The organism is Thiomonas sp. (genome assembly GCF_054608695.1).
Genome location: NZ_JBTRXV010000099.1, coordinates 1 through 12746, shown reverse-complemented (window position 1 = coordinate 12746; position 12746 = coordinate 1). Strand labels below are relative to the sequence as shown.

The window sequence follows — 12746 nt, the reverse complement described above, 5'->3', positions numbered from 1 at the left end:
TGCGCAAACGTGCGCTGGCCTTCTCCACCTGGCGCGCGCCGGGTGCCGATGCGCCCAGGATGAGATTCGCCGCCGCGCCGCTGGCCGAACTGCTGGCCGTGCAGCGCTCCACCGGCATCCCCAATATTGTCGCGGGCATCCCGCTATCGCGCGCCACCGCCGCGCTGATGCGTATCGCCGGTCCCTTGCTCGGCAAGCTGCTGACGCGCCAAGTCGCGCGAGCATCGAACACGGCCGTGGCCAGCCCATCGGCCGCGGCAATCGCGGTGCTGCGCTCGCGCGTGTGGGCGGAGGCCGGCAACGCAACAGGCGAGCGCGTCGCCGCCATGCTAGAGACCGGCGAGGGCTACCACGCTGCCGCTGCCGCTGCGGTGCGCGCCCTGGAGTTGCAGCTGCAAGAGCCTCGCGTGGGCGCTCTCACACCAGTGCAGGCATTTGGCGCGAGTTTCGCCTTGCTCGTGCCCGGCACGAGCATTCAGGAGCTTTAACTATCATGGCAATCAACGAGACGCTACTCGCCCAGGTGCTCGGCATTGTCACGCTCGGCTTCCTCGGCGGATTCTGGTTTCTCCCAGGCGGCGTATTGGCGCTGCGCCGCCGCGCGCTCGGCGAACTGCAGGTGGACGTGCGGCCGGGCTATAGCCCCGAGACTCTGTACCGCCTGCTGCAACTCTACGGCCGCGCCGGTGTCCGCTCGTTCCGGCACATGCTGATTGCCGACATGATCTTCCCCGCGGTGTACGGGGCCCTGTTGTTCTTGCTCGGCGACCTAGCCGCTGCGGCACACCCGGAAGCCGCCTGGGCGGCCAGCATCGTGTGTGCGATGGCCATCGCTGCCGCATGCTTCGACTACATCGAAAACATCTTTCTGCTCTATGTGCTGCGTCGCCTGCCGAGACGCCAGGCCTTCGCTGCGCGCGCAGCGGGCATTTGCACGACCTTGAAGATGCTTAGCATCGTCGCCGCACTGGGTGTACTCACTATAGTTTCGCTAAGTCCCGCTGGGCGCTGATCGTCCCCGACGCCGCCGGTACACAGCGAGCCTCAAAGAGTTTCAACTGGACTTTCTGAAAACAGCCGGTCGCGACCTTCCGCGGTCGGATGTTGTCGGTCGCCCCAAAAGGATGAGCGGCTGCTTTGCGATGGGTACACCAACAGACACCGTGACGCGATCGCTTGTCCTGCTGATGTCGGGTGGTAGTGCGAGCGATGGCTGTGCTGCGTTGTAGGCTGGACACCTTGACGTGGACGCCGGGGCCGCATGCGGCGGAGCGAGAGAGATTTTGGGGGCACTGTGACCCTCCAAGGGTGCGACTGTCACTGTTGCAATCGGACCATCTGCTCATTCTGGGTTTCATACACGCACAATCTCAGTAATCTTCGGGGATGTTGACTCGAAATTCTTCTGCCCCCAAGCGTATAAATCTTGCAAAATTGGCTTGAGCGTTGTGCCTAGCTCAGTCAGCGAGTACTCAACCTTAGGCGGTACTTCAGCGTACACCTTGCGTCGCACAATTCCATCCGCCTCGAGTTCACGCAGTTGCTGAGTTAGCATTTTCTGACTGATTGGTGGGATATTTTTTTTTGATCTCACCAAAACGCATGGTTCCGTCGCTCAGCATATGCAAGATGATTGGCTTCCATTTCCCGCCTATCACATTGATCGCCGATACCATTGGACAGCCTATCGGATTCTCTGTGTGCCATTGTTTTTTCATAATGGTTACTTTTTAGTGACTATGCCACTTAATTGTGCGTACTTGCTGAAATCCCTGTTGCCTCCTAAGATAGCAAAGCTGGCTGTTCAACGCAAGCTTAAAAATGGAGACATAAATTATGTCCTTGCCGCAAATCATTCGCATACCAATCCTGCCATTTGGCATGGTGAACTGCCATCTCATCACTGGGGAAAATGGCTGCATCCTGGTTGATGCGGGCCTCCCGGGTTCGGAATCAAAGATTGAACGAGTATTGAGAAGACACCAACTCTCATTCCAAGATATTAAATTGATTGTTGTAACTCACGCTCATGTGGATCACGCGGGGAGTGCTGCACGCTTGCGCGAATTGTCGGGTGCACCGATTGTCGGCCACGAGGGTGATGCTGAGTACTATAGCCAAAAGAAAATGATGACGTTTTGCTCCACTGGATGGTTTGGCCGGCTCTTTCTCCGCACAGGGTTGATTTTCCAACCCTACACTCCGTTTAGGCCAGATATTTTGCTCTCAAATGATGAAATTCTAAACCTGGAGCGTTTCGGATTTCCTGGCGTTGTAAGGCATTCTCCCGGACATACAGCTGGCTCGATCTCCGTACAACTTACTACCAGGGATGTAATGGTAGGTGACCTCATTGCGTCCGGAATATTGCTAGGCGGCATAGCAAGGACAAAAAATGCAATGCGTCCACCTTTCGAAGATGATCCTCAAACTGTGGCAATTGAGTTGCAGCGCTTGATTGATTCAGGTATGGAAAGATTTTACATGGGGCACGGTGGCCCCCTTAATGTCAATGAAGTAAAACGTCATGCGCAAAATCTTCGAGCCCTAACAAAGAACGAGATAGTTCAAAAATGTTGTTAGTAATCAGCTGGTTTGGTGCTCGCGTGGCACATGCCTGCATCAGTGGAGCATCGGAGACCTCGATAGACAATCAAACGCCCAGTTGAGCCATGCCCTGCAGCTACGGAGACTACCCGAGCGGCATCTGGATTCGGAGCCCTTACAGGAGTTTGCACCAATCGTATTTCGACGCGGAATGTCTGATTTTCGTCAGGGTTGTCACTTGGTTTGACAGCCCGCCAGCGACTCACGTAATCGGATCACGGTTCATGCAGGTGCGCCTCGCGCAAACCGTTTCACCGGCGTTTCCTGACACGGGTTTACAAAACGCTGCGCAGGCACGCCGTGCCGACCGACGTACGCCAGTTGAATCCTTCAAGCAAGAGCGCGAGTAAGCACCAGTGCGTTGGACGTTAGTTGCCATCGCATGCGGCTCGGCGAAAAGCCGTGCTTTTGGTTAGGAAAGAGGTGTGAACTTATGGAGTTGCGCCACCTGCGCTGTTTTGTCGCTGTCGCCGAAGAGCTGCATTTCGCGCGCGCAGCCGAACGGCTGCATATCGAGCAGTCGCCGCTGTCGCGTACGATCAAGGAGTTGGAATACGACCTCGGTGTGCAGTTGTTCGAGCGCACCACGCGCAGCACGCGGTTGACCTGGGCCGGACAAGTTTTCCTTGGGGACGTCCGGCGCGTCTTCGCCACCATCGAGCAGGCAAAGGCCGGGGCGAAAGCTGCCGCCACGGGTTATCACGGCACGCTGCGCATTGCGCTCTCCGACGGAATCGTCCGACCACGACTGACCATGTTGCTGGCGCAGTGCCGCGAAGAAGAGCTGGAGGTGGAAATCCGCCTCTTCGAAATGCCCCTCGCACAACAAGTGAAGGGACTTCGCAGCTATTTGTACGATGCGGGATTCGCGCAATCGGCCGAGGTGGGCGAAGGCATCATCGCCGAACCGATCTGGAGCGATCCACTGGTTCTGGCGATTCCTCCACGCCATCCTTTACTGGCGCACAAGCGCATCCCGCTGGAGGAAGCGTTGCGCTATCCCCTGGTGCTGTGCCATCTGGAGGCTTGCGAAGGATGCAGCCGTCAGATCGATCGGGTGTTGCGCACAATAGATGTGCAACCCATAGTGGCGGAGCGCGTGGCCAGCCATGACCTCATGTTGACCCTGGTCGCGGCGGGCTATGGGCTTGGCTTCACCAGTACGGCTCAGATCGAGATATGCCCTCACCCGGAAGTGATCGTCCGCCCGCTTGCAGGGCGTTCACCCATGCTCACGACGTACCTGCTGCGGCCCGACATCGAACCGTCCGCACAGTTGAGCCATTTCATCGACCGGCTCAATCCGGTCGAGACAACGGCTCGGGACGAACCCACGTGAAGTTCGGTGCGCTCATCCCACTACGCTGGAGGACGTGACATGAAGAGGGCATGCGTGCTGCTGATGATCCTGGTGCTGGCGGCTTGTGGGAAGGCCGCGCCGATGGACACGGTCGATTCGCTGGTCGCCCACCCAGATCGGCTCAAGGAAGTGCAGCGCCTGTGCCAGGAAGACCACGCGAAGATGGGCGATGCCACCTGCAACACAGCGAGTGAAGCGTTTCGCCGACGCTTCATGGGCGATGGCAAGGGTAAGTACACGCCGCAGCCTGCACCGCGGAACTGATCACCGCGACATCGAAATACCCTGCGGGGACTGGACAATCCCGGTCACCCGCGGGGTGCGTGCCTGGGCGTTGGCGTTATCCACGATTTTTTGGGGCGGATCACCCTACACGCCATAACACGCTGCCATTGACGTCAGCGCGCTGGATTTTGCCCTCGCTGGAAATCTTGTTTTCTTCGTCTCGATCCTTCCGATAACGGTCTTTGACCGCTCCTGATCCGGCACCGAAGCTCACGCCTGCGGCGCGTCATCGCCGCGCGATGTAGGGGCGATTCGGAGACCGACATGCAGGGAACCAGTGTGCTGTTCGGCCAGGTGCTGGCGGTGTTCGGCATCGTGATCGCGGGAACCTGGGGCGCCACCCAATGGACCGCGGCACAACTGGGCTACCAGCTGCGCCTCGGTTCGCCCTGGTTCGATTGCCTCGGCATTCCTGTCTATCACCCGTGGCAGCTGTTCGAGTGGTGGTACTGGTTCGACGCCTACGCACCGCGTCTCTTCCTGAAGGGCGGTGCCATGGCGGCCACGAGCGGCGTAACCGCCGCTTGCGTCGCCATTGGCATGTCGGTCTGGCGCGCGCGCCAATCCAAACTCGTCACGACCTACGGCTCGGCGCGCTGGGCCGCACCGGCTGAAATCCGTCAGGCCGGACTGGCGGGGCCGTCCGGCGTCTTCCTCGGCCGCAAGGACGGTGACTACCTGCGCCATGACGGTCCCGAGCATGTGATGGCCTTCGCGCCGACGCGTTCGGGCAAGGGCGTCGGCCTGGTGGTGCCGACGCTGCTTTCCTGGCCCGGCTCGGCCGTGATCCACGACATCAAGGGCGAGAACTGGCAGCTCACCGCCGGCTGGCGTTCGCGCTTCTCGCACTGCCTGCTGTTCAACCCCACCGATGCACGGTCTGCCGCGTACAACCCGCTGCTCGAAGTGCGGCGCGGCATGCACGAGGTGCGCGACGTGCAGAACATCGCCGACATCCTGGTCGATCCCGAGGGCGCGCTGGAGCGGCGCAATCACTGGGAGAAGACGTCGCATGCGCTGCTGGTCGGAGCCATTCTGCACGTGCTCTACGCCGGCGCGGACAAGACGCTGCGCGGCGTGGCCAACTTCCTGTCCGACCCGGCCAGTCCCTTCGAGCTGACGCTGCACCGGATGATGACCACGCGGCATCTCGGCGAGTCACCGCATCCCGTCGTCGCCTCGGCCGCGCGCGAGGTGCTGAACAAGAGCGACAACGAGCGCTCCGGCGTGCTGTCCACCGCGATGAGCTTCCTCGGTCTGTACCGCGATCCGACGGTGGCCGAAGTCACCTCGCGCTGTGACTGGCGCATCGCGGATCTGATTTCCGCAGAACACCCGGTGTCGCTGTACCTGGTGGTGCCGCCATCCGACATCAGCCGCACCAAGCCGATGATCCGGCTGATCCTCAACCAGATCGGCCGGCGCCTGACCGAATCGCTCGACGGTTCGGACGGCATTGCGCGCCGCCACACGCTGCTGTTGATGCTGGACGAGTTCCCGGCGCTGGGCCGGCTCGACTTCTTCGAGAGCGCCCTGGCCTTCATGGCCGGCTATGGCCTGCGCGCCTTCCTGATCGCCCAGTCGCTCAACCAGATCGACAAGGCCTACGGCCAGAACCATTCCATCCTCGACAACTGCCATGTGCGCATCGCATTCGCAACCAACGACGAGCGCACCGCCAAGCGCATCTCCGAAGCCCTGGGCACCGCCACCGAACTGCGCGCGCAGCGCAACTACGCCGGCCATCGGCTCGCGCCGTGGCTTGGCCATCTGATGGTGTCGCGGCAGGAAACCGCGCGGCCGCTGCTGACGCCGGGCGAGGTGATGCAGCTGCCACCCGACGAGGAGGTGGTGATGGTCTCCGGGCACGCGCCGATCCGGGCCAGGAAGATCCGCTACTACCGCGACGGCAATTTCAAGTGCCGCGTCCTGGCACCGCCGCTGCTGATGCCGGGCCGCTACGTGGACGTGCCGCCGGCACGCTCCGATGACTGGAGCGGTTTGGCGATTCCCGTTGTGCCGGGGGCTCCAGCGACGGGCGCAATGTCCGGCGAGGCCATCGACGACGCGGGACGCCAGTGGCAGCCGGAACTCGCCGACGTCGCGTCTGTCACGCCGCCCGAGCAGGTTCCCGACGACCTCGCGCTGCTCGATGACGACGAGCTGCCGCCGCCGCTGCCGGCGCAACTCGACCGGCGTCTGCAACGCACGGCGCGCTTCGCTTCCCTTGATCCTGACGACGGGATCGCATTGTGAGCCGCACGCGCCTGAACCTCTTCATCGAGCCGGAGCACGCGCGGCGACTGGACCAGCTTGCCGTGATGAAAGGCGTCTCCAAGTCGTCGATCGTCGCCGTGGCGCTGACCTCGTGGCTGTCGCCCGATGCAGGCGATCAGCGCGAGGCCGCGATCGCCAAGCGGCTGGACCGGCTGTCGCGGCAGTTCGAGAAGCTGGAGCGCGACCAGACCATCCTGATCGAGGCGCTGGCGCTCTATGTGCGCTACGTCCTCACCGTCAGCACGCCGGTGCCGGAAGCGCATCAGGTGGCGGCACGCGCGCAGGGCAGGGCGCGTTACGCGCAGTTCGTCGAGCAGTTGGGCCGCCACCTGATGCGCGGGCACAGCCTGGTCAAGGACGTCCACGAGGAAATACAGCCCGATTCCGACGCCTTCGTGGCGGGCGCGGATGCCGGGGACGCGGCGGGGGAGGCGGCGTCATGAGCGCCGTGCCGCACGCTGTCCGCTCACCGCTGGCCACGTCGCTGGACCGGCGCATTCGCATGCTGCGCACGGCGATGGGGCCGCAGATCGCGCAGGCGCTGGACGACCCGGATGTCATCGAGATCATGCTCAACCCGGACGGCTCGCTGTGGATCGACCGGCTGTCCAGCGGACGCGCGCCGATGGGCGTGCAGCTTTCGGCGGCGGATGGCGAACGCATTATCCGCCTGGTCGCCGCGCACGTGCGCACCGAGGTCCACGCGGGCAAGCCGCTGCTGACGGCCGAGCTGCCGGAGACCGGCGAGCGCTTCGAGGGCGCGCTGCCGCCGGTGGCGCCGGGTCCGGCCTTTGCGCTGCGCAAGCGCGCCGTCGGCGTCATCCGGCTCGACGACTACGTTACCGACGGCATCCTGACCGCGGCCCAGGCCGAGTTCCTGCGCTGCGCCGTGCGCGAGCGGCAGAACATCCTGATCGCGGGCGGCACCAGCACCGGCAAGACCACGCTGGCCAATGCGCTGCTCGATGAGGTCGCGGCCACCGGCGATCGCGTGATCATCCTCGAAGACACGGTGGAGCTGCAATGCGCCGCGCGCGACCACGTGCCGCTGCGCACGCGCGCCGGCGTGGTGACGATGGCTGAACTAGTGCGCTCGACGTTGCGGCTGCGCCCCGATCGCATCGTGGTGGGCGAAGTGCGCGGCGCCGAAGCCCTGGACCTGCTCAAGGCCTGGGGCACGGGACACCCCGGCGGCATCGCCACCGTCCATGCCGGCTCCGCCGAAGGCGCGCTGCTGCGTCTCGAACAACTGATCCTCGAAGTCGCGGTGACCCCGCCGCGCGCTCTGATCGCCGAGGCGGTGAACGTCATCGTCTACATCGCCGGCCGCGGCCGGGCGCGCCGCATCCAGGACATCGCCCGCGTCGTCGGCTTCGACGAGCGCGGCTACCGGCTCAGCACCGAGCGGCCGCCCCCGCCTCCTTCCTTGTCCACCATCGGAGCATCGTCATGACGCCAACCCGCTTTTCCGCAAACCCGTATCTGCGCATGGGGCTGTTGTTGGGCTTCGTCGTGCTGCTGGGCGCGGTTTTGCCCGCCGCGCACGCGGCCGGCTCGAACATGCCCTGGGAAGCACCGCTGCAGTCGATCCTGGAATCGATCCAGGGGCCGGTGGCCAAGATCATCGCGGTGATCATCATCATCGTCACCGGCCTGACGCTCGCCTTCGGCGACACCAGCGGCGGCTTCCGCCGGCTGATCCAGATCGTCTTCGGCCTGTCGATCGCCTTTGCCGCGTCGTCGTTCTTCCTGAGCTTCTTCAGCTTCTCCGGCGGAGCGCTCGTCGCATGAGCGCCGTGACCTCCGGCTTCGAGGTGCCGCTGCACCGCGCGCTGACCGAGCCGATCCTGCTCGGTGGCGCGCCGCGCACCGTGGCGATCGCCAACGGCACGCTGGCCGCGGCCGTGGGGCTGGGCCTGCAGCTCTGGCTTCCGGGCCTGGCGCTGTGGTTCATCGGCCATGCGCTGGCGGTGTGGGGCGCACGGCTCGATCCGCAGTTCATGCCAGTGTTCGCGCGGCACATCAAGCATCGCGCGCTGCTGGACGTGTAGGGGCGGGGCGATGATGTACCTCGCCGAATACCGCCAGCGCCCGGCGCTGCTCGCCGACTGGCTGCCCTGGGCCGGCTTGGTCGCGCCCGGCGTGGTGCTCAACAAGGACGGGTCGTTCCAGCGCACGGCGCGCTTTCGTGGACCGGACCTGGACAGTGCGACCGAGAGCGAGCTGGTCGCCACGTCGGCGCGGCTGAACAACGCGCTGCGCCGCCTGGGTTCCGGCTGGGCGCTGTTTGTCGAAGCCGAGCGGCGCGAAGCGGCGGACTATCCCCGGTCGGCGTTTCCGGAACCGCTGTCGTGGCTGGTGGACGAAGAACGGCGTGCCGCGTTCGAGGAAGCGGGCAGTCATTACGAAAGTGCGTACCACCTGACGCTGCTCTACCTGCCGCCGGAGGAAGCCAAGGCGCGGGCGGCGACGCTGCTGTACGAGAACACCCGCCGGCAAGGCGTGGACTGGCGGGCACGTCTGGAGACCTTCGTCTCCGAGACCGAACGGTTCTTCGGCCTGCTCGAAGGCGTGATGCCGGTGATCGACTGGCTCGATGACGGCGACACGCTGACCTATCTGCACGGCACCGTCTCGACGCGCCGGCATCCGGTGGCGGTGCCCGAGGTGCCGTTCCACCTGGATGCGCTGCTGGCGGACGAGCCGTTGACGGGTGGACTCGCGCCCATGCTGGGTACGCAGCACCTGCGCGTGGTGACGGTGCGCGGCTTTCCGACCTCGACCTGGCCGGGCCTGCTCGATGATCTCAACCGGCTGGGCTTCGCCTACCGCTGGAGCACGCGCTTCCTGTGCCTCGACAAGGCCGAGGCCGAGCGCGAACTGACGCGGCTGCGCCGGCAGTGGTTCGCCAAGCGCAAGAACGTCATCGCCTTGCTGCGCGAAACCATCTTCCAGCAGGAAAGCCCGCTGATCGACACCGACGCGGCCAACAAGGCGGCCGATGCCGACGCCGCGCTGCAGGAGCTGGGCAGAGACCAGGTCGCCTACGGCTACGTGACGGCGACCGTCACCGTGCTGGATGCCGACGCCACCACGGCGGACGAGAAGCTGCGCATGGTGGAGCGGACCATCCAGGGGCGCGGCTTCGTCACCCTCCCCGAGACCTTGAACGCGGTCGATGCCTGGCTGTCGTCGATTCCCGGCCATGCCTACGCCAACGTGCGCCAGCCCATCGTCTCGACGCTGAACCTCGCGCACCTGATGCCGGTGTCGGCGGTCTGGGCCGGACCGGAGCGCAACGCGAATCTGGATGGCCCGCCGCTGGTCGTCACGCGCACCGATGGCGCGACGCCGTTCCGGCTGGTGACGCACATCGGCGACGTGGGCCACACGCTGGTGGTCGGTCCGACCGGCATGGGCAAGTCGGTGCTGCTCGCCACACTCGCGCTGCAGTTCCGGCGCTATCCGGGCTCGCGCATCGTCACATTCGACATGGGCCGCTCGATGCGCGCGACGATCCTGGGCTTGGGTGGCGAGCACTACGACCTGGGCAGCGACGGCGAGATTGCCTTCCAGCCCCTAGCTCGCATCGATCAGGAGGGCTGCCGCGCCTGGGCGAGCGAATGGATCGAAGGTCGTCTGCTCCATGAAGGTGTCGCCGTGGGGCCGGCCGAGAAGGAGGTCGTCTGGTCGGCGCTGGGCAGTCTCGCCAGTGCCCCGCTTGATCAGCGCACGATGACCGGCCTGTCGGTGCTGCTGCAGTCGAACGCGCTGCGCCAGGCGTTGCAGCCCTATGTGCTCGGCGGCGCGCACGGCAAGCTGCTCGATGCCGATCACGACCGGCTCGGGTCCGCGTCGGTGCAGGGCTTCGAGATGGAAGAGCTGATGCACAGCAAGGCGGCGGTGCTCGCTGTGCTGGGCTATCTGTTCGCGCGCTTCGAGGAGCGCTTCGACGGCGCGCCGACGCTGCTCATCCTCGACGAGGCCTGGCTGTTCCTGGACGACCCGGTGTTCGCCTCGCGCATCCGGCAGTGGCTGAAGACGCTGCGCAAGAAGAATGTCTCGGTGATCTTCTCGACGCAGTCGCTGGCCGACATCCGCGATTCGTCGATCGCGCCCGCGATCATCGAGAGCTGCGCGAGCCGCATCTTCCTGCCGAACCCGCAAGCCACCGAGCCGCAGATCCGGACCATCTACGAGGGCTTCGGGCTGAACGCGCGGCAGATCGCCATCGTCGCGCAGGCGCAGCCCAAGCGCGACTACTACTACCAGTCGCGGCTGGGCAACCGCGTCTTCGATCTGGGGCTGGGCCCTGTCGCGCTGGCGTTTGCCGGCGCCGCCACGCCCGAGGACCAGCGCGCCATCGACGCGGTGGCGTCCGCCGTGCCACCCGACGGCTTTGCCGGTGCGTGGCTGCGTCATCGCGGCCTCGGCTGGGCCGCCGATCTCATCCCGTCCTTTCCGTCACTCGAGGAGACTGCCGCATGAAGAAGAGCCTGCTGGCCGCCGCGCTGGCGGCATCGATGGGCCTGGCCGCGGTCGCGCAGGCGCAATGGATCGTGTTCGATCCGACCAACTTCACGCAGAACCTGCTGACCGCGACGCGCGAGTTGCAGCAGATCGACAACCAGATCCGGCAGCTGCAGAACCAGGCGCAGATGCTGCTCAACCAGGGCCGCAACCTGAAGAGCCTGGACTTCAACACGCTCTCGCGGCTGCTGGCCATGCTGTCGAGCACCAACCAGTTGATCGCGCAGGCGCAGGGATTGACCTTCAACGTCGCGCAGTCGCAGGCGACGTTCGCGCGACTCTATCCGGATGCCTACGGCGCGAGCGTCAGCAGCGACCGGATGCTGCAGGACGCGCAGGAGCGCTGGCGGGACTCGGTGGCGGCCCTGCGGACCGCGACGCAGATGCAGTCGCAGTCCGCACAGAACCTGCTGTCCGACCAGGGCGTGCTGAGCGATCTTGTGGCGCAGAGCCAGGGCGCGGTCGGCCAGTTGCAGGCGACGCAGGCCACCAATCAGTTGCTGGCGCTGCTCGCGCGGCAGGCGATCCAGGCGCAGCAGCTCACCATCGCGCAGGACCGTGCGACGGCACTGGAGCAGGCGCGGCAGGCCGCGACGCAGGCACGCTCGCAGCAGGTCCGGTCGCGCTTCCTGGGCAACGGCCCGCGGTACACGCCGCGGTCCGTCGATTTCTACGGCCACTGACGCCATGGCCATGAAGCGCGCGCACGTCGGTGAAGCTCCGGGCTGGGTGGCGGACGAAGCCTGCCGTCGGCGCTTCTTCCTCGGACCCGGTGGCGCCGACGCGTACCAGGGGCTGTCCGCGTTGCCGCCCATCCCGCCGGGTTTCGACGGCCCCGATGACGACGAGGACCGGCCATGAACGACCTGTCGATCATCGACCAGTTCCTCAACGTCTTCTCCCGCTACATCGATTCGGGCTTTGGCCTGCTGCACGGCGAGGTGATGTACCTGAGCGCGACGCTGATCGCGATCGACATGACGCTGGCGGGGCTGTTCTGGGCGATGGGCGGCGAGGAGGTGCTGGCGAAGCTGATCCGCAAGACGCTCTACGTCGGCGCCTTCGCCTACATCATCGGCAACTTCAACGCGCTGGCCAGCATCGTCTTCCGCTCGTTCGCCGGCCTGGGCCTGCTGGCGTCCGGTTCGTCGATCACCGCGGCGCAGTTCCTGCAGCCGGGGCGCCTGGCGCAGGTCGGCGTCGAAGCGGGCCAGCCCCTGCTGCAGCAGATCGGCACCTTGACCGGATTCACGGCGGTGTTTTCCAACCTCGACGTGATCGTCGTGCTGTTCCTCGCATGGATCGTGGTGATCGTCAGTTTCTTCGTGCTGGCGGTGCAGCTCTTCGTCACGCTGATCGAGTTCAAGCTGACCACGCTCGCCGGCTTCGTGCTGGTGCCCTTCGCGCTGTGGAACAAGACCGCGTTCCTCGCCGAGAAGGTGCTGGGCAACGTGGTGTCCTCGGGCATCAAGGTGCTGGTGCTGGCGGTGATCGTCGGCATCGGCTCGACGATCTTCAGCCAGTTCCAGACGCCGGCCGGCGCCGACCCCTCGCTGAACCATGCGCTCGCCATCATGCTGGGCTCGCTCACGCTGCTGGGGCTTGGGATCTTCGGGCCCGGCATCGCGACGGGTCTCGTCTCCGGTGCGCCGCAGCTCGGCGCGGGTGCAGCGGCGGGCACCGCGTT

The 12746-nt window shown here is 65.0% G+C and carries 16 protein-coding genes; 14 read left to right on the top strand and 2 right to left on the bottom strand.

All coding sequences use genetic code 11. The features are described from left to right. Both ACYCUK_RS20565 and ACYCUK_RS20560 read left to right on the top strand, forming a co-directional pair. The coding region (locus ACYCUK_RS20565) for a hypothetical protein (RefSeq protein ID WP_461596509.1) at positions 1-488 on the top strand (488 nt) is incomplete at its 5' end. 5 nt (positions 489-493) lie between these two features. After that, complete coding sequence (locus tag ACYCUK_RS20560; protein ID WP_461596508.1) at positions 494-1012, top strand: hypothetical protein; 519 nt, start codon at positions 494-496, stop codon at positions 1010-1012. Between the two features lie 342 nt (positions 1013-1354). Here the strand turns inward: ACYCUK_RS20560 and ACYCUK_RS20555 are convergent, their stop codons facing one another. Continuing rightward, a complete protein-coding gene (locus ACYCUK_RS20555) occupies positions 1355-1555 on the bottom strand; it encodes a winged helix-turn-helix transcriptional regulator (RefSeq protein WP_461596507.1) in 201 nt (66 codons plus the stop codon). Then, positions 1533-1718 (bottom strand): winged helix-turn-helix transcriptional regulator, encoded by a 186-nt coding sequence (locus ACYCUK_RS20550; protein ID WP_461596506.1) that lies wholly within the window; start codon positions 1716-1718, stop codon positions 1533-1535. The genes ACYCUK_RS20555 and ACYCUK_RS20550 overlap by 23 nt, the downstream gene beginning before the upstream one ends. A 118-nt stretch (positions 1719-1836) precedes the next feature. Here ACYCUK_RS20550 and ACYCUK_RS20545 point away from each other — a divergent pair, with 118 nt between their 5' ends. The 12 genes from ACYCUK_RS20545 to trbL all read left to right on the top strand — a co-directional run. Continuing rightward, positions 1837-2583, top strand: coding sequence for an MBL fold metallo-hydrolase (locus ACYCUK_RS20545; RefSeq protein WP_461596505.1), 747 nt, complete (start codon positions 1837-1839; stop codon positions 2581-2583). Between the two features lie 457 nt (positions 2584-3040). Further along, positions 3041-3946: a LysR family transcriptional regulator gene (locus tag ACYCUK_RS20540; protein ID WP_461596504.1), complete on the top strand. Its 906-nt coding sequence runs from the start codon at positions 3041-3043 to the stop codon at positions 3944-3946. Between the two features lie 63 nt (positions 3947-4009). Then, the gene (locus ACYCUK_RS20535; protein ID WP_461596510.1) at positions 4010-4231 is read left to right on the top strand and encodes an EexN family lipoprotein; all 222 of its coding nucleotides are present in this window, start codon (positions 4010-4012) and stop codon (positions 4229-4231) included. 285 nt (positions 4232-4516) lie between these two features. Continuing rightward, on the top strand, positions 4517-6508 hold the full coding sequence (locus tag ACYCUK_RS20530; RefSeq protein ID WP_461596503.1) for a conjugal transfer protein TraG: 1992 nt from the start codon (positions 4517-4519) through the stop codon (positions 6506-6508). Further along, complete coding sequence (locus ACYCUK_RS20525; protein ID WP_461596502.1) at positions 6505-6972, top strand: CopG family transcriptional regulator; 468 nt, start codon at positions 6505-6507, stop codon at positions 6970-6972. Before ACYCUK_RS20530 ends, ACYCUK_RS20525 begins: the two co-directional genes overlap by 4 nt. Then, positions 6969-7982, top strand: a complete 1014-nt coding sequence (trbB, locus tag ACYCUK_RS20520; RefSeq protein ID WP_461596501.1) for a P-type conjugative transfer ATPase TrbB — start codon at positions 6969-6971, stop codon at positions 7980-7982. The genes ACYCUK_RS20525 and trbB overlap by 4 nt, the downstream gene beginning before the upstream one ends. Beyond that, the gene (locus ACYCUK_RS20515) at positions 7979-8320 is read left to right on the top strand and encodes a TrbC/VirB2 family type IV secretion system protein (RefSeq protein ID WP_461596500.1); all 342 of its coding nucleotides are present in this window, start codon (positions 7979-7981) and stop codon (positions 8318-8320) included. Before trbB ends, ACYCUK_RS20515 begins: the two co-directional genes overlap by 4 nt. Next, positions 8317-8580 (top strand): VirB3 family type IV secretion system protein, encoded by a 264-nt coding sequence (locus ACYCUK_RS20510; RefSeq protein ID WP_297926959.1) that lies wholly within the window; start codon positions 8317-8319, stop codon positions 8578-8580. The genes ACYCUK_RS20515 and ACYCUK_RS20510 overlap by 4 nt, the downstream gene beginning before the upstream one ends. 10 nt (positions 8581-8590) lie before the next feature. Beyond that, the gene (gene trbE / locus ACYCUK_RS20505) at positions 8591-11017 is read left to right on the top strand and encodes a conjugal transfer protein TrbE (protein WP_461596499.1); all 2427 of its coding nucleotides are present in this window, start codon (positions 8591-8593) and stop codon (positions 11015-11017) included. Further along, positions 11014-11742, top strand: coding sequence for a P-type conjugative transfer protein TrbJ (gene trbJ, locus ACYCUK_RS20500; RefSeq protein WP_461596498.1), 729 nt, complete (start codon positions 11014-11016; stop codon positions 11740-11742). The genes trbE and trbJ overlap by 4 nt, the downstream gene beginning before the upstream one ends. A 4-nt stretch (positions 11743-11746) precedes the next feature. After that, entirely contained in the window at positions 11747-11920 is a 174-nt protein-coding gene (locus ACYCUK_RS20495; RefSeq protein WP_461596497.1) for a hypothetical protein, read from the top strand. Next, a partial coding sequence (gene trbL, locus ACYCUK_RS20490) for a P-type conjugative transfer protein TrbL (protein WP_461596496.1) occupies positions 11917-12746 on the top strand: 830 nt, incomplete at its 3' end. The genes ACYCUK_RS20495 and trbL, both read left to right, overlap by 4 nt.

Coding starts and splice junctions, on each gene's coding strand:
- trbJ (WP_461596498.1), top strand. CDS start 11,014: ATGAAGAAGAGCCTGCTGGCCGCCGCGCTGGCGGCATCGATGGGCCTG.
- ACYCUK_RS20545 (WP_461596505.1), top strand. CDS start 1,837: ATGTCCTTGCCGCAAATCATTCGCATACCAATCCTGCCATTTGGCATG.
- ACYCUK_RS20550 (WP_461596506.1), bottom strand. CDS start 1,718: ATGAAAAAACAATGGCACACAGAGAATCCGATAGGCTGTCCAATGGTA.
- ACYCUK_RS20510 (WP_297926959.1), top strand. CDS start 8,317: ATGAGCGCCGTGACCTCCGGCTTCGAGGTGCCGCTGCACCGCGCGCTG.
- ACYCUK_RS20555 (WP_461596507.1), bottom strand. CDS start 1,555: ATGCTAACTCAGCAACTGCGTGAACTCGAGGCGGATGGAATTGTGCGA.
- trbE (WP_461596499.1), top strand. CDS start 8,591: ATGATGTACCTCGCCGAATACCGCCAGCGCCCGGCGCTGCTCGCCGAC.
- ACYCUK_RS20530 (WP_461596503.1), top strand. CDS start 4,517: ATGCAGGGAACCAGTGTGCTGTTCGGCCAGGTGCTGGCGGTGTTCGGC.
- ACYCUK_RS20535 (WP_461596510.1), top strand. CDS start 4,010: ATGATCCTGGTGCTGGCGGCTTGTGGGAAGGCCGCGCCGATGGACACG.
- ACYCUK_RS20540 (WP_461596504.1), top strand. CDS start 3,041: ATGGAGTTGCGCCACCTGCGCTGTTTTGTCGCTGTCGCCGAAGAGCTG.
- trbB (WP_461596501.1), top strand. CDS start 6,969: ATGAGCGCCGTGCCGCACGCTGTCCGCTCACCGCTGGCCACGTCGCTG.
- ACYCUK_RS20560 (WP_461596508.1), top strand. CDS start 494: ATGGCAATCAACGAGACGCTACTCGCCCAGGTGCTCGGCATTGTCACG.
- ACYCUK_RS20515 (WP_461596500.1), top strand. CDS start 7,979: ATGACGCCAACCCGCTTTTCCGCAAACCCGTATCTGCGCATGGGGCTG.
- ACYCUK_RS20495 (WP_461596497.1), top strand. CDS start 11,747: ATGGCCATGAAGCGCGCGCACGTCGGTGAAGCTCCGGGCTGGGTGGCG.